Here is a 19,649-nt window from a genome sequence, read left to right on the forward strand (position 1 = left end):
ATTAGAAGTGATTAGCTCTTTAACAATTTGGAAAGCTGACAAAACAAACTTTTAAGTTTGTTTGTAAAGTTCTCAATGTTTGTCTTTATGACAAACACCAAAAAACACATTCAAGTGTTCTTGGGAATATCACTTTTACAGTGATTATTCGAAATTGAGTCCGGCAAAATCGATATGTCTCTCGCTCATTCAAATAATGAGAGACAACTTTGGTGATTTGAACATCAACTCGAAACTCCTTCGGGTTGTATGGTTAAGTGACTAAGCGTACACGGTGGATGCCTTGGCAGTCAGAGGCGATGAAGGACGTATTAACTTGCGATAAGCCCAGATTAGGTAGTAAAAACCATTTGAGTCTGGGATTTCCGAATGGGGAAACCCAATACCATAAGGTATTACTGTTGAGTGAATACGTAGCTCAACAGGGCGAACCGGGGGAACTGAAACATCTAAGTACCCCGAGGAAAAGAAATCAACCGAGATTCCGAAAGTAGCGGCGAGCGAAATTGGACTAGCCCTTAAGCTTTACACGCGTTAGACGAACAGCCTGGAAAGGCCGACGATACAGGGTGATAGTCCCGTAGTTGACGACGTGTGTTCAGTGAAATCGAGTAGGGCGGGACACGTGATATCCTGTCTGAATATGGGGGGACCATCCTCCAAGGCTAAATACTACTGACTGACCGATAGTGAACCAGTACCGTGAGGGAAAGGCGAAAAGAACCCCTGTGAGGGGAGTGAAATAGAACCTGAAACCGTGTACGTACAAGCAGTAGGAGCAGGCTTTGTCCTGTGACTGCGTACCTTTTGTATAATGGGTCAGCGACTTATATTCAGTGGCAAGGTTAACCATCTAGGGGAGCCGTAGGGAAACCGAGTCTTAACTGGGCGTTCAGTCTCTGGATATAGACCCGAAACCAGGTGATCTAGCCATGGGCAGGTTGAAGGTTGAGTAACATCAACTGGAGGACCGAACCGACTAATGTTGAAAAATTAGCGGATGACTTGTGGCTAGGGGTGAAAGGCCAATCAAACCTGGAGATAGCTGGTTCTCCCCGAAAGCTATTTAGGTAGCGCCTCGGACGAATACTACTGGGGGTAGAGCACTGTTAAGGCTAGGGGGTCATCCCGACTTACCAACCCTTTGCAAACTCCGAATACCAGTAAGTACTATCCGGGAGACACACGGCGGGTGCTAACGTCCGTCGTGGAGAGGGAAACAACCCAGACCGCCAGCTAAGGTCCCAAATTACTACTAAGTGGGAAACGATGTGGGAAGGCTCAGACAGCCAGGATGTTGGCTTAGAAGCAGCCATCATTTAAAGAAAGCGTAATAGCTCACTGGTCGAGTCGGCCTGCGCGGAAGATGTAACGGGGCTAAGTAGTAAACCGAAGCTGCGGCAATATACTTTTGTATATTGGGTAGGGGAGCGTTCTGTAAGCGGTTGAAGGTGTGTGGTAACGCATGCTGGACGTATCAGAAGTGCGAATGCTGACATGAGTAACGATAAAGGGGGTGAAAAACCTCCTCGCCGGAAGACCAAGGGTTCCTGTCCAACGTTAATCGGGGCAGGGTAAGTCGACCCCTAAGGCGAGGCCGAAAGGCGTAGTCGATGGGAAACGGGTTAATATTCCCGTACTTCTTACAATTGCGATGGGGGGACGGAGAAGGCTAGGTGGGCCTGGCGACGGTTGTCCAGGTTCAAGTGCGTAGGCTGAGAAATTAGGTAAATCCGGTTTCTCTTAAGGCTGAGACACGACGTCGAGCATCTACGGATGTGAAGTCATTGATGCCATGCTTCCAGGAAAAGCCTCTAAGCTTCAGATTGTAAGGAATCGTACCCCAAACCGACACAGGTGGTCGGGTAGAGAATACCAAGGCGCTTGAGAGAACTCGGGTGAAGGAACTAGGCAAAATGGTACCGTAACTTCGGGAGAAGGTACGCTCTCGACGGTGAAGTCCCTCGCGGATGGAGCTATTGAGAGTCGCAGATACCAGGTGGCTGCAACTGTTTATTAAAAACACAGCACTGTGCAAAATCGCAAGATGACGTATACGGTGTGACGCCTGCCCGGTGCCGGAAGGTTAATTGATGGGGTTAGACTTCGGTCGAAGCTCTTGATCGAAGCCCCGGTAAACGGCGGCCGTAACTATAACGGTCCTAAGGTAGCGAAATTCCTTGTCGGGTAAGTTCCGACCTGCACGAATGGCGTAATGATGGCCACGCTGTCTCCACCCGAGACTCAGTGAAATTGAAATCGCTGTGAAGATGCAGTGTACCCGCGGCTAGACGGAAAGACCCCGTGAACCTTTACTACAGCTTGGCACTGAACATTGACCCTACATGTGTAGGATAGGTGGGAGGCTTTGAAACGCAGTCGCTAGATTGCGTGGAGCCGTACTTGAAATACCACCCTTGTAGTGTTGATGTTCTAACGTCGACCCCTTATCGGGGTTGCGGACAGTGCCTGGTGGGTAGTTTGACTGGGGCGGTCTCCTCCCAAAGCGTAACGGAGGAGCACGAAGGTGGGCTAATCACGGTTGGACATCGTGAGGTTAGTGCAATGGCATAAGCCCGCTTGACTGCGAGAATGACAATTCGAGCAGGTGCGAAAGCAGGTCATAGTGATCCGGTGGTTCTGAATGGAAGGGCCATCGCTCAACGGATAAAAGGTACTCCGGGGATAACAGGCTGATACCGCCCAAGAGTTCATATCGACGGCGGTGTTTGGCACCTCGATGTCGGCTCATCACATCCTGGGGCTGAAGTCGGTCCCAAGGGTATGGCTGTTCGCCATTTAAAGTGGTACGCGAGCTGGGTTTAGAACGTCGTGAGACAGTTCGGTCCCTATCTGCCGTGGGCGTTGGAGAATTGAAAGGGGCTGCTCCTAGTACGAGAGGACCGGAGTGGACGAACCTCTGGTGTTCGGGTTGTGTCGCCAGACGCATTGCCCGGTAGCTAAGTTCGGGATCGATAACCGCTGAAAGCATCTAAGCGGGAAGCGAGCCTTGAGATGAGTTCTCCCTGATACTTTAAGTATCCTAAAGGGTTGTCGTAGACTACGACGTTGATAGGCAGGGTGTGTAAGCGTTGTGAGGCGTTGAGCTAACCTGTACTAATTGCCCGTGAGGCTTAACCATACAACACCCAAGGGGTTTTGATGGACTCAATGAAAGAACATTGAATGTGTAAGAACGAGAATTAAACACAGCTTTCCGAATTAAAGAATTTGCTTGGCGACCATAGCGTTTTGGACCCACCTGATTTCCATGCCGAACTCAGAAGTGAAACGAAATAGCGCCGATGGTAGTGTGGGGCTTCCCCATGTGAGAGTAGGACATCGCCAGGCTTTAGTTTTATTTTCACTTTTTCGAAAAGTGAAGACAAAAGCGGACGCTTGCTTATTAAAGCGAGTGATACCACTGCGGAGTGGTAGTTCAGTTGGTTAGAATACCGGCCTGTCACGCCGGGGGTCGCGGGTTCGAGTCCCGTCCACTCCGCCACTTATTTGAGGGTCGTCTCAATAAACACGAATTACAGGGGTGTAGCTCCAATTGGCAGAGCAGCGGATTCCAAATCCGCGTGTTGGGAGTTCGAATCTCTCCACCCCTGCCATACTCTGAAGCCTCAGCAGTAATGCTGGGGCTTTTTTGCATCTGAAGAAAAGAGAAGCTGACTAGTTGGAAGAGTTGTCGACTCCTCTGATACCAAAGTATCGGGGGATTGAAAGCTCATATCTCCGGGATATTGGTCCACTTCACCTATCCCCCATGTTCATAAGCTCTGGCTTAGGTCAGGGGCTCTTTTATTTCTAACGAATATGTCTTTTATTTCTAACGTATAGTTCCGATGTCAGGTGTATGTTTATCCAGCGAATATGGCATACCTTTGCTTCAGGTAGATTTATTTTCTAGTAATGTAATTACTAAATGTTGATGTATCGCTTTGTTCTTTCTGGTTTACCTTCGAATTTCATAACACTTTTTCTTCGTTATCGAGCACATCTGATTCACAATTTATTGAAAAGTTACTGGTTACATTGACTTGGATGATTACTGACTTGGTTCCTGTTATCATCATGCATTAATGCTAATAATTAGGAAGTAAGTTTATGCCACATTTTCGATTCCGTGCTGTAGAGCCACAAGCTGTTCAGGCATTATCAAAACCCCTTACGGATGAACTTCAGCCTCTAATGGACTGTCCGCGTGAGGATTTTACTTTTGAGTATATCTACACTACGTTTTTCAATGAGGGTGAGGTGAGTGCTGCATATCCTTTTGTCGAAGTGCTTTGGTTCGACCGTGGTCAGGAAGTGCAAGATGAAGTTGCCAAGCTTATTACGCAACAAGTGCGCGGTATCGCTGGTGCCGATATTGATGTTGCAGTTATCTTTTCCGCCTTATCTCCTAAAGCTTATTACGATAATGGCGAACACTACTAAAGGTTAAAGGCTATGAGGCAGAGTTTCATTGTAACTTTGGGTTTATGTTTCTCAGCTTCAGTATGTTCTACTCCTTGGGAGTCTGCGGTTAATCCTACCCGAAACTCTTCCTCCTCTATTGGTAGTTATGCTAACGGTTGTTTAGATGGTGCATTACCCTTGCCTCTCGATGGCGTTGGTTATCAAGTCTTACGTAGTAAAACGAAGCGCTACTATGGGCACCCTAAAACGATAGAGTTTATTGAAAATCTGGCGCTTAAAGCTCACCAAAATCTCAACACCACTCTGCTGATTGGTGATTTGTCTTTACCTAGAGGTGGAAGGTTCTCCTCTGGTCATTCTAGTCATCAAACCGGGTTAGATATCGATATTTGGTTAAGACTTGCTGACCAACCGCTTTCTTATAACGAATTACAACTTCCTAAGCCCATGAGTGTGGTGGATTTAAAAGGTTATTCCATACTTAATCATCGCTGGGAAGAACGACACTTTAAACTAATTCGGTACGCTTCAAAAAGTAAGGATGTTGCACGAATTTTTGTACATCCTGTTATTAAGGAGCAACTTTGCTTGCAAGAAAACGGCAAAGATCGTTCTTGGTTACGTAAAGTGCGTCCATGGTGGGGGCATCATTACCACTTTCACGTCAGGTTGTCTTGTCCTGATTCGAGAGACTATTGTGTTGATCAATCACCACCTCCAGTAGGCGATGGCTGCGGTGCTGAGCTTGCAAGTTGGGCCCCGAAAGCGAAACCTATTGATATCCCTCCACGGGTAAAAACAACGTCTAAGCCCAAACGAAAAAAAGTCGTTCCACCTCAATGCTTGCCGCTTATCAATCCTAATTAGTGTTACTCTTCAGGTTTATCTGTACTTGGTGATCTCTTTTATGAAACTGGAGAAACATCATACTTTTGTCTACATTGAATAGTACCAATACAAAAACTAACCCAATTAGTTTTGGGGACATATTATAGAAATCTAAATTAAACAAAGAGTTGTAGTATGGGGAAGTTGTAACTTCTCTGTTTAGAAAAAGATCTTTCGTCGCGATACTCTGGTTTCTTAGCAATATGTCTGTCAGTTGGCTAAAAAGCGATAACAACGCAGACAAGTGTGTAAGGCAGGGATATGCCCTTTTCCTGTTAGAAGAGTAAATCAAGGACAAAACCATGACTATGATTTGTGCAAAAGAATTTGCAGAGTGGTTAAGACACAGATTTAGCAGTGATACTAAAGGAGTCTCTTTGACTCGAGAGGATGTGAATCACCTGACTGGGCGTCAACGCCTTGATCCGGGTTTTGTTAATGATGTGCATTATGAGCTGATGCAATATGGAATGGCTTTCGTTACTGATACGAGCCGAGAAAACTTTTATTTAATACCTGTTTCTCAAGCGGAAAATTGGCGTGAGAGACTAGAGTATCATTTTGAAAAAGAGCTATTCTGCAATATTATCCCTATTGAAAAATCAGGTTGAGAAAAGGTTCAACTTTGATGTCAAAGTTGAACCTAATTGCTCTTATGCTAACCCTTGAATAATCACGAATTTTTCAAGCAACTGCTCTTCAGTTTCGACATGGTTCGGATCAGTGATTATGCATTTTGTAATTGGACACACTGACTGACAGGTCGGCTTTTCGTAATGCCCCTTACACTCTGTACATAGCGCTGGATCAATTTCGAAAATGCTCTCTCCCATACTGATTGCCCCATTGGGGCATTCGGGATCACACATGTCGCAGTTAATGCATTTATCAGTAATGAGCAAGGCCATGGTTACTTACCAGTCGGGTTACGGGTGTCCTGCCCTGAGTTTAGATTACGCATTAATAGGCCATATTCTAAATCTAGCTCTGCTGGTACTGGAATGAATACAAAGTGACCGTTTCCTTTCGCGTCTTCAATAGACTCTGATTTGCGGTTTTCCATTGCCTCTAGCGTGAAAACAATATTGCCTTTTGGCGTCATTAGCTCAAGGCTATCACCGACAAGAAACTTATTTTTTACTTCTACTTCAGCCATGTCACCACGACGTTTGCCAGTGAATTCACCAACAAACTGTTGAGCATCAGAGACTGAGTAACCGTAATCGTAGTTTTGGTAAGTATCGTGTGTATGACGGCGTAGGAAGCCTTCAGTGTAGCCACGGTGAGCTAGGCTTTCTAGTGTACCCATTAGGCTTTCATCGAATGGTCGACCTGCTACAGCATCATCAATTGCTTTACGATAAACTTGAGCGGTACGTGCGCAGTAGTAGAACGATTTAGTACGACCTTCAATTTTCAATGAGTGAACACCCATCTTAGTTAAGCGTTCAACGTGCTGAACCGCTCGTAGGTCTTTAGAGTTCATGATGTAAGTACCATGCTCATCTTCGTAAGCCGCCATTTTTTCTTCTGGACGGTGCGCTTCAGAAAGCAGAACTACTTCATCTGTTGGTTTGCCGCGACCAATTGTGGTTTCAGGGCGCTCGTCTTGTACTTCGACAGGCTGTGCTTCAGTCGGGTCGAATTTCTCTACGATATCACCAGCGTCGTTTTCTTTACCCTCTTCAACTTTGTATTCCCAGCGGCATGCGTTAGTGCAAGTGCCTTGGTTAGGGTCACGTTTGTTGATATAGCCAGAAAGTAGGCAACGACCTGAGTAAGCCATGCATAATGCACCGTGAACGAATACTTCAAGCTCAGTTTCAGGGCAATGCTCACGAATTTCTTCGATTTCTTCTAGAGACAGCTCGCGAGAAACGATCACACGTTCCACGCCATTCGCTGCCCAGAACTTAACGGTCGCCCAGTTTACAGCGTTTGCTTGTACAGAAAGGTGAATTGGCATTTCTGGGAAAGCTTCACGAACCATCATAATTAGGCCTGGATCTGACATGATCAATGCGTCAGGACCCATCTCTACGATTGGCTTAAGATCACGGATGAACGTTTTTAGCTTCGAGTTGTGTGGTTGAATGTTACATACCACATAAAGCTTTTTGCCTAGGGTGTGGGCTTCATCGATACCGATTTTTAGGTTCTCGTGGTTAAACTCGTTGTTACGTACGCGAAGGCTGTAGCGAGGTTGGCCAGCGTAAACTGCATCTGCCCCGTAGGCGAATGCGTAACGCATGTTTTTCAGGCTGCCCGCTGGAGATAGTAGCTCAGGCACGAATGCTTTCTCAGTTGTCATTGCTCAATTCTCTTTTATCTGATCACAAGTCAGGCCAATTCCACCTAATGGAAATGGGGCGCAAATTTTACGTCAAAATGTGAACTGTGACTAGGGTAATTGTGCTTCAGATAGAAAAACACCCTCAAAAAAAGTGAGGGCGTTATGGTTAACCTTTATACAATATTATGCGTTAGGATTCGGTAAGCCGCCTAGCGCGTCGTATAGGTTGGGAAGGAAAGCACTGAACTCTCCACACATTAGAGAGAAGTCTGCATCAAATCGAGCTGCTTGATCTTCACGTGGAATATCATCGTTTTGATCTTTCAATTCATCAGAGAATTTTAGACGTTTGATGCCCGCATCTTCCGTCATAATGAACTCAATACGATCTTGCCAATTAAGCGCAAGTTTCGTCACGACTTTATCCGCAGCGATGTGGTTGCGGATTTCATCAGTGGTTAGCTCTTGCTTCTTACAGCGAATCACACCACCTTCTTCAAGTACGGATTTTAGCTCAGCTTCGTCCATTATGCTGATACCTTGAGGTGTGTCACCGCTTTTCACCCACTCGGTTAGCGTAGTTTCAATCGCCACTTCTGGAATAGCAGGAACAACAGGTAGACTACCCATGGTTTTACGAAGCAATGCTAATACATCTTCTGCTTTTTTATAGCTGCTTGCATCAACAAGGATAAAACCTTCTTTTGGCATGATGAGCACGTGAGTGTGGCTGCTGCGGCTGAATGCGCGCGGCAGTAAATCCATTACGATGTCATCTTTCAGATTGTCTTTCTCTTTCTTCTTCAGAGGACGACCTTCTTGCGCTTCCATTGCTTCTACTTTTGCATTCAATGATTCTTTGATCACAGAGGTAGGTAGCATTTTCTCTTCTTTCTTGGCGCAAATCAGAATGCGGTTTTCTGACACGTGAGTCATCATATCGCCATGTCTACCCATTGCACTGACCCAGCCAAATTTCTGTTTGTCTTGACTGCCACACGGGGTGAATCGGAATTCAGACAGCTGAGTTTCTAGTTGTTCGGCGTTAAAAGTAACCTCGCGGTTAACGCGGTATACCAGACAGTTTTTAAACCACATAAATCTTCTCTAGGCTTGATGACAAGGGACTAATCATAGGGAATTTTTGTGCTGATGTCTTAATAGAAATGAAAAATATCCGAATGAACCTCAAAAGAAAGTTATATGAAAATTTGTTTTCAAAGGTCACAAAAGTGTCATAATTGGTAGTGATAATGCTTATGCAAAGAGAGGCGCTTTGTCTCTTAAATTCATTAGCTCAACGAACATAAGGTTACTCAATTATGTCTAGAAGGATTCTGGTTGTTGAAGACGAAGCTCCTATTCGCGAAATGCTGTGCTTCGTACTTGAGCAGAAAGGTTACCAAGCGGTAGAAGCGGAAGATTACGATACTGCAGTAACCAAACTGGCTGAACCCTTCCCTGATTTAGTTTTACTGGATTGGATGTTACCAGGCGGTAGTGGCATTAACTTCATCAAACATATGAAGCGAGAGGAATTAACGCGCAACATTCCAGTTGTGATGCTTACCGCTCGTGGTGAAGAAGAAGATAAAGTGCGCGGTTTAGAAGTCGGTGCGGATGACTACATTACCAAGCCATTCTCTCCTAAAGAGTTGGTTGCACGCTTAAAAGCGGTGATTCGTCGCGTTACCCCGACTGCACTAGAAGATGTAATTGATGTACAGGGATTGAAGCTTGACCCTGTATCGCACCGTGTTACGGCTAATGATGCGCCATTAGACATGGGTCCAACAGAATTTAAGATGCTTCATTTTTTCATGACGCATCAAGAACGCGTATACAGCCGTGAGCAGCTATTAAACAATGTTTGGGGCACTAACGTGTATGTCGAAGACCGTACGGTCGATGTTCACATTCGCCGCCTGCGTAAAGCATTGGAAGCTGCAGGGCATGATAAGCTGATCCAAACTGTTCGTGGTGCTGGATACCGCTTCTCGACGAAGGCATAAATGAACACGCAGCTTATCGGTACCATTTCTGGAGTTATGAGTGGTTGAAAGATTAACGTGGAAAAAGCTGGCTTGGGAGCTGGCTTTTTTTTACACCCCATGGGTGATAGTAGGTTGGATATTCGGTTATATGCCGTGGTTGCTTTTGGCTGCTACGGCATTGCAGCTTGTGTGGCATTTGCATAACCAAGTACGTTTATCTTCTTGGTTATGGGATGAAAAACGCCTCACGCCACCGTCAGGTAGCGGTAACTGGGAATCTTTGTTCAATGGGTTGTATCGCTTACAACAGCGCCAACGCCGCAAACGAAAAGAACTTACTAATCTTATTCGTCGATTCCGAAATGGTGCAGAATCGCTACCCGATGCGGTAGTGGTATTCCGTGCTGAAGGAAATATTGTTTGGTGCAACAAGCTGGCTCAGCACTTACTGGGCTTCCATTGGCCAGAAGATTCAGGTCAACCTATCTCCAATCTCATTCGTACACCTGATTTTATCAAGTACCTCAACAAGAAAGACTTCTCAGAGCCATTAGAAATGCGTTCACCACTCAACGTCGAACGCATGCTGGAATTGCGTATCGTACCGTATACCGAGGGTGAGCACTTGATGGTAGTGCGTGATGTGAGCCAATTAAAACAACTTGAGGGAATGCGTCGCAACTTCTTTGCCAACGTATCTCATGAACTGCGTACACCAATGACGGTGCTACAAGGTTATTTGGAGATGACTGAAGACCCTGATATGGTCGTGGGTCCAATGTGGAGCAAAGCTCATGGTGTCATGACGGAGCAGCTTAACCGCATGAACAGTTTGGTGAACCAACTACTGACACTATCTAAAATTGAAGCGGCACCTATGCATGAGCTTGAGGAAGTCGTGAATGTGCCCGCGATGCTTGAAGTGTTAGAAAAAGAGGCGGTTAGCCTTAGTGGGGACAACCAACATCAATTGAAATTTGATGTTGATGCTAGCCTACGCGTGCTGGGCGATGATGACCAGTTACGTAGTGCTATCTCTAACCTCGTTTATAATGCCGTCAAATACACACCACCTGGTGCGAACATTAATGTTCGTTGGTTCCAGACCTCTCAAGGCGCATGCTTAGAGGTGGAAGATAGTGGTGATGGTATTGAACCTCAGCACCTACACCGACTTACCGAGCGCTTTTATCGAGTGGATAAAGCAAGATCACGTGATACTGGTGGAAGTGGTTTAGGGCTTGCCATTGTAAAACACGCGCTGAGTCACCATGACTCTCATTTAGAAATTCACAGTGAAGTAGGCGTGGGTAGTAAGTTTTCTTTCGTATTGCCTGAGCGTTTGGTGGTGAAATAATGGCTTTACGATTGGCAAAAACATTCAGTTTATTCGCGCTTGTTTGTTCCTGTATGGCTGGCGCTCAAGATAAACCATTGCCGACTTATCATAAAACGACGGGGATTGTCGGGAACTTGCTCTCTGTTGGCTCCGATACACTTGCGGGTATGACAACGCTTTGGGTTGAAGAGTTTAAATCCATTTACCCGAATATTAATGCGCAAGTCCAAGCGTCTGGCTCTTCTACTGCCCCTCCAGCATTGACTGAACAAACAGCTCAGTTTGGTCCCATGAGCCGCCCTATGCGTTTAAGAGAGGTTGAAGCGTTTGAACGTGAACATGGCTACAAGCCAACGGCGCTTAGGGTAGCCATCGATGCAATCGGTATTTTTGTTCATCAAGATAATCCAATTCAAGGGCTTAACTTTAGTCAATTAGATGCTTTGTTTTCTGCCACGCTACGCTGTGGTGAAAGTCAATTTGTAACAAACTGGCAGCAACTCGGTCTTGAATCACAGTGGGCAAAGCGAAACGTCCAGTTGTTTGGTCGTAACTCCGTTTCTGGAACTTATGGTTACTTCAAAAGTAATGCATTGTGTGGCGGCGATTTCAAGACTCGAGTTAACGAGCAGCCAGGCTCCGCGTCAGTTGTGCAAGCTGTAGCGTCAACCATCAGTGGAATTGGTTATTCCGGTGTCGGTTATCGAGTGGCAGGCGTGCGCTTAGTCCCTGTGGCTAAAATGGGAAATGACTACGTGACTCCAACGCGAGAACATATTGTTAGTGGTAAGTACCCACTATCACGTTACTTATATGTTTACGTGAATAAGCACCCTGATTACCCATTAACACCAATTGAAGCTGAGTTTATTCGCTTTATCTTTTCTGCTCAGGGACAAGCGTTGGTTGAGAAAGATGGTTATGTGCCCATTACGGCAGACTTTGCAGAAGAAGAGTTAAAAAAAGTCGGCCTGTAAGCCGACTTTTTATTTAGGTATGAAGAGTACGAGATCAGAAAGTGAGTGTCCACTTCGCGCTGTCCCAACGTTCTTGTTCTTCCTGTAAATCCGCGTGAAGTAATTTATTGTTTTCTAGCCATGCTTCATCTGTGCATGTGAGAATCCATTCGTCATTTTTGATAGATAAGGTGATATCAGGCAATGGATCTTCATTACGCTGCCCATTTAATACGATAGAAAGTCGTAATATTTTGATGAGGCTTATAACGTCACTCTGTTTATAGAGGTTGAAATCTGGTAGTTCTTGCAATTTGAGCGCTTTACGCTGGAAGCGAGCTAATGTTGCAAGCACTAATTGCTGCTCACGGTTGAAACCTTGTAGGGTGGAGTGCAACAGAATATAAAAAGAGTGGCGATGGAAACTACGCAAGTTGATACTTAATCCGACTTCATGAAGCAACGCTGCCCATTCTAGTAAGTCAAATAACTCACTCTTTTTCTTAATGCCTAGTTCAGAGCGTACCTGACATAACATCTCACGTGCATGCCCCTTAACACGAGCGGCATGCTCTAAGTCGACTCGGTGCTTGTTGGCTAAATTTTCTGTGGTGCGCATGCGAATATCGGAGCGTGCGAAACGTTCTTCCATTTCGTACAACAGGCCTTCGCGTAGAGCACCATCGGAGAAAAACATTTGCTCAATGCGAAGCGCTTTGAAAATCGCGGACAAAATCGCTACGCCTGCTGCGAATACGGGTTTACGTTCTTCTGTTAGACCCGCCAGCTCAATATCTTCAATGGAATCAAATTTACACAGAGTTTCGATAAGTGTATCCAGTCGACTCGCTGTGATCAGGCCATCTTCAAAACCTAATCCTACTAGCACTTCTTGAATCGCCTTGATGGTTCCTGATGAGCCGAGGGCAATATCCCAGCCCTTTTTACGATATGTTGAAGCGATGGACTCGAGTTTTTGTTCGGCAGCTAACATCGCCTTGCTGAAGTTTTTTCCTGACAGTTTGCCGTTTTTAAAGTATTGCTCTGTAAAACTGACACATCCCATCTGTTTACTGTTGAGAAGCTCAGGCTCAAATTCTTGTCCAATAATCATTTCGGTACTGCCGCCTCCGATATCGATGACTAGTTTGGAGTTGGATTCTACTTGAGTGTGCGCGACGCCTAAGTAAATCAGGCGGGCTTCTTCTTCTCCAGGGATAATTTCTATCGGGAAAGGCATCACTTCTTTCGCACGCTCGATGAAAAGGTGGGCATTTTTAGCGCGTCTTAGTGTGTGTGTGGCGGCGATACGTACATTTGACTCATCAAGCCCTTGCAGCCTCTCAGCGAACATGGCTAAGCATTCTAGCGCACGCTCCATTGCGGCGTGACTTAAGTTCATTTCACTGTCGAGTCCTGATGCTAAGCGAACACGTTGTTTATGACGACTAACCAGTTGTAGGTCACTGCCAACAACTTTGGCCACCACCATATGGAAACTGTTTGAGCCGAGGTCTATCGCGGCAATGTAGCGAGTATCTTGTTCAAGTATTTGAGGCATCTGAATTTTGTTTTCTAGTTTGCTTTTCTATATTTTTAAGATAGTCATAGATAGCGATTTGAGAGCGAACTTTTTTGCGATTACCTCGTGGTACGTAAGCGTTACTCATTTCTTTATCTATTAAACGAGCCTTTACTGTATCGGTAAAATGGATATTCGTTATATCAATAATTCTCTGTTTCAAACGTGGATCACGGACTGGTACTGCTACCTCGATACGGTGATCAATATTTCTTGTCATCCAGTCTGCGGAGGAGATATAAACTTGCGGATCGCCATCATTGTGGGTGATCACCACGCGAGGGTGCTCAAGAAAGCGGTCAACAATACTGATGATGCGAATATTGTCGCTGATCCCCTCAATGCCCGGTACTAATGAGCACATACCTCGAATGATCATGTTTATTTTTACACCGGAAGTACTTGCTCCATAAAGCTTATTGACGATGCCTTTATCGACTAGGTTATTGACCTTGATCGTAAGAGCGGCTTTTTTCCCTAGCTTGGCATTCGCAATTTCATTATCAATTAAGCGGTAGATTTGGGTTCGAGAATTACGAGGAGATACCATAAGGTGATTGAACTTCACTGGTCGGTATGGATTCTCAATGTAACCGAAGACATTACGGACTTCATTAGTGATTTCTTGATCTGCCGTAAGCAGGGAGAAGTCGGTATAAATTCGTGCCGTCTTCTCATGGAAGTTGCCTGTGCCGATGTGTGCGTAGCGAATAATTTCTTCACCTTCGCGGCGGCTAATCATCAGTAGCTTTGAGTGAATCTTAAGACCAGGCGCACCAAAGATGACGTGCACACCCGCTTCGGTTAATACTTTTGACCATTCGATATTGGCTTCTTCATCAAAGCGAGCTTGCAGTTCGACGACCACAGTGACATTTTTGCCGTTGTGCACCGCATCAATTAAAGAGTTCATCAAGCGAGAATCTTTCGCGACGCGATAAATGTTAATCTTGATACTAAGTACTTTGGGATCGAAGGAGGCTTGGCGCACTAACTCACTAATATGGTCAAAAGTGTGGTAGGGATAATAGAGCAGAATATCTTTCGCTTTAATCGCGTCAAAGCTGTTGGCATAACCTTCGAAATCGGCACATTTCATTGGCGGGAGAGGTTTATTTTCAAGATATTCTCGTCCAACATTTGGAAAGCCGATGAAGTCTTTAAAGTTGTGATAGCGTCCGCCGGGGATAAGGTTATCGTAGTTAGAGATATTAAGTTTGTTACACAGAAACTCTAACATTTGAGGCGGCATATCGCGTTCGTAGACGAAGCGAACGGGCTTTGCTGTCAGTCGCTGATTGACACCCTCTGACATTTGTTCAAGCAAGCTGTACTCGATTTCATTGCGTAAATCGTATTCAGCGTCACGCGTCATTTTCATCGCATAGCCGCTAAGCTCATCATAATCAAAAAAGCCTTTGAACAGCTCGTCCAAACAGTGGCGGATAATATTATCAAGTAAGATGATGGTTTTTCGACGCTTTCCTTTCTGTTCTGGTACCATCACAAAGCGGGGAAGGTGATCGGTCGGAATTTCGATCAGAGCGTACTGGTAATGTTCTTCTTTACGCAGTTCTACGGCGATGTAAGCGTACTCGTCTTTGAGAAATTGCAGAACATCGATCTCGTCTTTCATTAGGAGGGGAGTGATATGCGGCATTACCTCTCTACGGAAGTATTTTGCGATCCACTTTTGTTGCGATTCATCCAGTTGTTGTTCGTTGACCAAGAAAATGCGACGTCGTGCCATTTCTCGAATCAATTCGCTGTAAAGCTCATCAAATTGTTCGTTAAGCTTTAGTGCTTTCGACTGCATTTTGGTTAACAGTCGTTTAGGGCTATCACTGCCACCGCGCTCTTGGCTGATTAGGATTCTGCGCTTCACGTCCGCAAAGCGTACTTTGTAAAATTCATCTAAATTGTTGGAAAAGATCCCAAGAAAGCGAATACGTTCGATCAAAGGGACGGTTTTATCGGCAGCTTCTTGTAATACTCGTTCGTTGAAAGACAACCAACTCAGCTCTTTTTCTATATATAGTTTTTCTGCGCTCATAACCTTACCTAGCCAAAAGTGAAGTAATACGTACTCATCTTGGAAAAATGGATGAGTGAGAACATTATGAGATTTTCATTACAGATTTATTTCATACCACGCATTGCATAAGAGTTGTATTCTTTTCAGGTGTTTAATGTGATCTGTAATATAATTGTCATCTTAACGACATATTCTAGTACTAAGTCAAAAAAGGTAGAGATTTAAATGGCACAAGCCGAGTTTTCATTGCAGGAAAAAGATAAGAAACGACTGATAAAAGATCGTTTAGTTCGACTTGCAGTGACATCCGGTGGTGTCGGCGTACTCGCGGCGCTTATTTTGATCTTTGTCTACCTCGCCATGGTGATCATTCCGCTTTTTTCTGATGCGGAGATCAAAACCAACCAAGCCATTCGAGCCACTCATATTGAAACACCACTTGCGATTTCAGTGGATGATTACGCTCAGCTTGCGTTCGTCCTAACCCAAAGTGGTGAGATTCAATATTTGTCGATGGACGATCCTACGAAACCTGCGGTGTATAAACAGCAAATCGTCCAGAAACCCGTCGCTTTCTCTCAATCTGCTCCTGGGCTAGGTTGGTATGGATTTGTTGATGGGCAGGGTAAAGCGAACCTTTTCAAGCCAGAATTTAATGCCACATTGAGAGAAAATACACGTCCTCCGGAAGTGATTGAGCTAGACACCAGCATGGATCTGACACTAAGTACGCCTCAAGATCCTGTGACTCAGTTTGTATTTGCAGCTTCGACGCCCTTACCAACGGTTGTTTGGCAGACGCAAAGCGGTGAAGTGAAAGCTCGCTGGCAAGTGGCTTCGTCTTTGGGTACGTCTCCTACAACGATCGATTTTACGTTCTCTTCAGGCTTTAATACGCCTCAGCAAATGTTGTTGACACCTGACGGTGAAACGCTTTATTTGCGCGATGGCTCTGAGTTGATCGTGTTAAAGAAAACCGCACGTAAATTTGCTGTGCGAGAGGTGGTCGATCTCACTCAAGGTGATAAGAAGCATTCCGTTCGTACGATAGACTTATTGGCTGGTGCTTACTCGCTTTTGGTGACGCACAACGATGGTCGGGTGTCGCAATGGTTTGATACGCTGCAAGAAGAAAAACGCACGTTAACGCATATTCGTGATTTTAAATTGGCATCAGAGCTTAAGTATTTGTTGCCGGATTCTCATCGAAAAGGATTTTATAGCTTTTACACCAACGGCACGTTGCAAAGCCATTATACAACCAGTGAAAAACTGGTGTTGTTTAAGCGTGCGTACAATCAAGCGCCCGCAATCGCAGCAATGTCTAACAATGAACGCTACTTAATCACTTGGCAAAATAATGCGTTAAATGTTGCGGAAGTGGACAATGCCTATCCAGAAATTTCATTGTCCTCATTATGGCAAGAAGTGTGGTACGAAGGGTATCCTGAGCCTGAATTTGTGTGGCAATCGACTTCGGCGAGCGATAACTTTGAGGCTAAGTTCAGCCTAGTACCTATTGCGTTTGGGACGATAAAAGCGGCGATGTTTGCGATGCTGTTTTCAGTACCGCTCGCAGTGCTAGGTGCTATTTATACGGCTTACTTTATGTCGCCACGCATGCGTCGTGTCGTAAAACCGTCGATTGAGCTAATGGAAGCACTGCCGACGGTGATCATTGGCTTCCTCGCGGGGCTGTGGTTCGCGCCTATTGTCGAAGATCACCTGATTACGATCGTCGTTATGCTGTTTGTTTTGCCCTTGAGCACCATGATTATGGGCGGGCTATGGGCATTAATACCGCAACCTTTGCGGAATCGTCTGCCTAATGGTTGGCATGCTTTAGTGCTCATGCCTGTCATATTGGTACTGATTGGGCTTGGAGTGTGGATTTCGCCTACGATTGAGCAGACGTTCTTTGGTGGCGATATGCGCTTATTCTTAACCGAGCATGGTATTGGTTACGATCAACGCAATGCATTGGTGGTGGGGCTAGCGATGGGGTTTGCTGTTATCCCGACGATTTTTACCATTGCCGAAGATGCCATTTTCTCTGTACCGAAGCATTTATCGGATGGCTCTTTGGCATTAGGGGCCACGCCTTGGCAAACTTTAATCTATGTTGTCTTGCTTACTGCAAGCCCAGGTATTTTTTCTGCCATTATGATGGGCCTGGGACGCGCCGTTGGCGAAACCATGATTGTGTTAATGGCAACGGGCAATACGCCATTAATGGATTGGAATATTTTGGAAGGATTGCGCAGCCTGTCGGCGACCATCGCCGTTGAGTTGCCAGAGTCGGAAGTTGGAAGTTCGCATTATCGCCTGCTATTCCTAGCTGCATTGATTTTGTTTGTGTTTACGTTTGCAGTAAACGCGCTTGCGGAGTGGGTTCGTCAGAGACTGAGAGATAAGTACCGTGCGTTGTAACAATGGTTTGAATAAAGAGCGAGTAATAACGTGTTAAATTGGATTCGTTCTGGCGCACCGTGGATATGGCTAACAGGCGGTGCAGTCAGCATCAGTTTGTTGTCGGTATTAGGGTTGTTACTCCTTATCGGCTGGAAAGGCCTGACTTACTTTTGGCCAGCGCCCTTGTATCAGTGGAATGTTGCAGCGCTGACTCCTGTACAAGGTGAAGTGCTACATGAAAATACTATTCTGATTGGTCAAGTGTATGAGCGCAGCTTTGTACCGAAGAGTTATTTGCCTGAAAGCGCAGCACAACAGTTAGAAGACGATGAAGATTTTGCCACGCGACTCAACATCAAAATCGCTAACCGAGAGTTGTATCCCGCCGATTTTATCTCCGTATTGCAAATGCAGTTGGATGAGCCCACGACGCCAGAAGAGTGGGCGGTGATAGAGCGCAGTAGCGGTGGTTATTTCTTTGGTAAGCTGGTGGCGTTTCAAGATGGTGATAATATATACACCAGTGATATTCAATCGGTACTAAATAAAAAGCTTGATGATGCAGAAACTCTGCACCATGAGATTGATTCTTTGGTGGTCGATCAGCTTAAAGAGCTTGGTTGGAAGCTAGAGCAGTTGCGATTAGAAAAGCGCAAGCATGAATTGAATGACACGCTGACAGAAAGCTTCTTAAACGAAAACCAGACGAAAAAAGAGCAGATAGAAAAAGCGCTTGCGACGTTAGATTTGCAACTTGATGGTTTACGACTTCAGCTCTCTGACTATGCCTTGATTGTCGAGGATATGACGGGGTCACAAGTATCGATTCCGCTCGAAGACATTTTGGACTACTGGTATCCAAACCAAATGTCACTGCCTGATAAAGTCATGCATTGGGGAAAACAGGTTTGGAAGTTTTTATCTGAAGATCCAAGAGAGTCTAACTCCGAAGGAGGCGTGTTCCCTGCGATATTTGGTACGGTTTTCTTAGTACTCATCATGTCGATCATTGTGATGCCACTCGGGGTGATCGCCGCTATCTATCTACATGAATACGCTAAGAATAACGCTCTAACCAGAGTTATTCGTATTGCGGTTATAAACCTAGCGGGTGTTCCATCGATTGTTTATGGCGTGTTTGGTTTAGGTTTCTTCGTTTATACGATTGGTGCCTCTATCGACAACGTATTCTATGCGGAGAAGCTACCGGCACCAACCTTTGGTACGCCGGGTTTGTTATGGTCTGCACTAACTCTTGCCGTGCTGACGCTTCCAGTTGTGATTGTGACTACTGAAGAAGGTTTAACTCGTATTCCGAGCTCAGTACGACATGGTTCTCTGGCGCTTGGTGCAACTCAGTTCGAAACACTATGGCGTGTGGTTTTACCTATGGCGACGCCAGCTATTATCACAGGTTTGATCCTTGCGATTGCACGTGCAGCTGGCGAAGTAGCGCCACTGATGCTGGTGGGGGTCGTGAAATTGGCATCCAGTTTACCGGTTGACGGACAATTCCCTTATGTGCATTTGGATAGAAAGTTCATGCATTTAGGTTTTCACATTTACGATGTTGGCTTTCAAACCTCCAACATCGAAGCGGCGCGACCATTAGTTTATGCTACCTCTTTCTTACTCGTGACAGTGATTGTCGGGCTAAACTTAACAGCAATCAGTATTCGCAATAATTTACGAGAAAAATACAGAACGTTAGGACAAGATTAA

13 protein-coding genes, 2 tRNA genes and 2 rRNA genes are annotated in these 19,649 nt (G+C 45.3%); 12 read left to right on the forward strand and 5 right to left on the reverse strand.

Annotated features, from left to right (window positions below):
* Positions 1 to 251 precede the first annotated feature (251 nt).
* From H9L11_RS09625 to H9L11_RS09655, 7 genes are all read left to right on the forward strand, one after another.
* A 23S ribosomal RNA gene (locus H9L11_RS09625) occupies positions 252 to 3,142 on the forward strand.
* A 92-nt stretch (positions 3,143 to 3,234) separates the two neighbouring features.
* Positions 3,235 to 3,351 (forward strand): 5S ribosomal RNA (gene rrf, locus H9L11_RS09630).
* A gap of 77 nt (positions 3,352 to 3,428) precedes the next feature.
* Positions 3,429 to 3,505, forward strand: a tRNA-Asp gene (locus H9L11_RS09635).
* Positions 3,506 to 3,540: 35 nt separating this feature from the next.
* Positions 3,541 to 3,617 (forward strand) — tRNA-Trp (locus H9L11_RS09640).
* Between the two features lie 496 nt (positions 3,618 to 4,113).
* Complete coding sequence (locus H9L11_RS09645; RefSeq protein WP_005381768.1) at positions 4,114 to 4,446, forward strand: DUF1904 domain-containing protein; 333 nt, start codon at positions 4,114 to 4,116, stop codon at positions 4,444 to 4,446.
* Positions 4,447 to 4,458: 12 nt separating this feature from the next.
* On the forward strand, positions 4,459 to 5,295 hold the full coding sequence (gene mepA, locus H9L11_RS09650; RefSeq protein WP_205390721.1) for a penicillin-insensitive murein endopeptidase: 837 nt from the start codon (positions 4,459 to 4,461) through the stop codon (positions 5,293 to 5,295).
* A 323-nt stretch (positions 5,296 to 5,618) separates the two neighbouring features.
* Positions 5,619 to 5,927 carry a hypothetical protein gene (locus tag H9L11_RS09655; RefSeq protein WP_005381765.1) on the forward strand — a complete coding sequence of 103 codons (309 nt, stop codon included), beginning with the start codon at positions 5,619 to 5,621 and terminating at the stop codon, positions 5,925 to 5,927.
* A 42-nt stretch (positions 5,928 to 5,969) separates the two neighbouring features.
* On the opposite strand, the gene H9L11_RS09660 is transcribed toward H9L11_RS09655, so the two are convergent.
* The 3 genes from H9L11_RS09660 to rdgC form a co-directional block, all read right to left on the reverse strand.
* Positions 5,970 to 6,224, reverse strand: coding sequence for a YfhL family 4Fe-4S dicluster ferredoxin (locus H9L11_RS09660; protein ID WP_005381763.1), 255 nt, complete (start codon positions 6,222 to 6,224; stop codon positions 5,970 to 5,972).
* A 2-nt stretch (positions 6,225 to 6,226) separates the two neighbouring features.
* Entirely contained in the window at positions 6,227 to 7,627 is a 1,401-nt protein-coding gene (yegQ, locus tag H9L11_RS09665; protein ID WP_064376921.1) for a tRNA 5-hydroxyuridine modification protein YegQ, read from the reverse strand.
* Positions 7,628 to 7,792: 165 nt separating this feature from the next.
* Positions 7,793 to 8,707 (reverse strand): recombination-associated protein RdgC, encoded by a 915-nt coding sequence (gene rdgC / locus H9L11_RS09670; RefSeq protein WP_064376920.1) that lies wholly within the window; start codon positions 8,705 to 8,707, stop codon positions 7,793 to 7,795.
* A 224-nt stretch (positions 8,708 to 8,931) separates the two neighbouring features.
* Between rdgC and phoB the strand changes: the two genes are divergently transcribed.
* The 3 genes from phoB to H9L11_RS09685 are packed head-to-tail and all read left to right on the forward strand — an operon-like array spanning position 8,932 to position 11,919.
* Positions 8,932 to 9,621 carry a phosphate regulon transcriptional regulator PhoB gene (phoB, locus tag H9L11_RS09675; protein WP_005381752.1) on the forward strand — a complete coding sequence of 230 codons (690 nt, stop codon included), beginning with the start codon at positions 8,932 to 8,934 and terminating at the stop codon, positions 9,619 to 9,621.
* A 40-nt stretch (positions 9,622 to 9,661) separates the two neighbouring features.
* Positions 9,662 to 10,960, forward strand: a complete 1,299-nt coding sequence (gene phoR, locus H9L11_RS09680) for a phosphate regulon sensor histidine kinase PhoR (RefSeq protein ID WP_172563366.1) — start codon at positions 9,662 to 9,664, stop codon at positions 10,958 to 10,960.
* A complete protein-coding gene (locus H9L11_RS09685; RefSeq protein ID WP_064376918.1) occupies positions 10,960 to 11,919 on the forward strand; it encodes a phosphate ABC transporter substrate-binding protein PstS family protein in 960 nt (319 codons plus the stop codon). Before phoR ends, H9L11_RS09685 begins: the two co-directional genes overlap by 1 nt.
* Positions 11,920 to 11,953: 34 nt before the next feature.
* Here H9L11_RS09685 and ppx read toward each other — a convergent pair whose 3' ends face one another.
* A complete protein-coding gene (gene ppx / locus H9L11_RS09690; RefSeq protein ID WP_064376917.1) occupies positions 11,954 to 13,459 on the reverse strand; it encodes an exopolyphosphatase in 1,506 nt (501 codons plus the stop codon).
* Complete coding sequence (gene ppk1 / locus H9L11_RS09695) at positions 13,443 to 15,533, reverse strand: polyphosphate kinase 1 (RefSeq protein ID WP_005381748.1); 2,091 nt, start codon at positions 15,531 to 15,533, stop codon at positions 13,443 to 13,445. Before ppk1 ends, ppx begins: the two co-directional genes overlap by 17 nt.
* 207 nt (positions 15,534 to 15,740) lie before the next feature.
* On the opposite strand from ppk1, the gene H9L11_RS09700 reads away from it, so the two are divergent.
* Complete coding sequence (locus H9L11_RS09700) at positions 15,741 to 17,945, forward strand: ABC transporter permease subunit (RefSeq protein ID WP_064376916.1); 2,205 nt, start codon at positions 15,741 to 15,743, stop codon at positions 17,943 to 17,945.
* A 30-nt stretch (positions 17,946 to 17,975) separates the two neighbouring features.
* On the forward strand, positions 17,976 to 19,649 hold the full coding sequence (gene pstA, locus H9L11_RS09705; protein WP_205390722.1) for a phosphate ABC transporter permease PstA: 1,674 nt from the start codon (positions 17,976 to 17,978) through the stop codon (positions 19,647 to 19,649).

This window comes from Vibrio sp. sp1, from assembly GCF_016920955.1.
Lineage (GTDB): Bacteria > Pseudomonadota > Gammaproteobacteria > Enterobacterales > Vibrionaceae > Vibrio > Vibrio alginolyticus.

What these genes read in the sequence shown, in the direction of transcription:
- H9L11_RS09645 (WP_005381768.1), top strand. Translation starts at nt 4,114, where the DNA reads ATGCCACATTTTCGATTCCGTGCTGTAGAGCCACAAGCTGTTCAGGCA.
- mepA (WP_205390721.1), top strand. Translation starts at nt 4,459, where the DNA reads ATGAGGCAGAGTTTCATTGTAACTTTGGGTTTATGTTTCTCAGCTTCA.
- H9L11_RS09655 (WP_005381765.1), top strand. Translation starts at nt 5,619, where the DNA reads ATGACTATGATTTGTGCAAAAGAATTTGCAGAGTGGTTAAGACACAGA.
- H9L11_RS09660 (WP_005381763.1), bottom strand. Translation starts at nt 6,224, where the DNA reads ATGGCCTTGCTCATTACTGATAAATGCATTAACTGCGACATGTGTGAT.
- yegQ (WP_064376921.1), bottom strand. Translation starts at nt 7,627, where the DNA reads ATGACAACTGAGAAAGCATTCGTGCCTGAGCTACTATCTCCAGCGGGC.
- rdgC (WP_064376920.1), bottom strand. Translation starts at nt 8,707, where the DNA reads ATGTGGTTTAAAAACTGTCTGGTATACCGCGTTAACCGCGAGGTTACT.
- phoB (WP_005381752.1), top strand. Translation starts at nt 8,932, where the DNA reads ATGTCTAGAAGGATTCTGGTTGTTGAAGACGAAGCTCCTATTCGCGAA.
- H9L11_RS09685 (WP_064376918.1), top strand. Translation starts at nt 10,960, where the DNA reads ATGGCTTTACGATTGGCAAAAACATTCAGTTTATTCGCGCTTGTTTGT.
- ppx (WP_064376917.1), bottom strand. Translation starts at nt 13,459, where the DNA reads ATGCCTCAAATACTTGAACAAGATACTCGCTACATTGCCGCGATAGAC.
- ppk1 (WP_005381748.1), bottom strand. Translation starts at nt 15,533, where the DNA reads ATGAGCGCAGAAAAACTATATATAGAAAAAGAGCTGAGTTGGTTGTCT.
- H9L11_RS09700 (WP_064376916.1), top strand. Translation starts at nt 15,741, where the DNA reads ATGGCACAAGCCGAGTTTTCATTGCAGGAAAAAGATAAGAAACGACTG.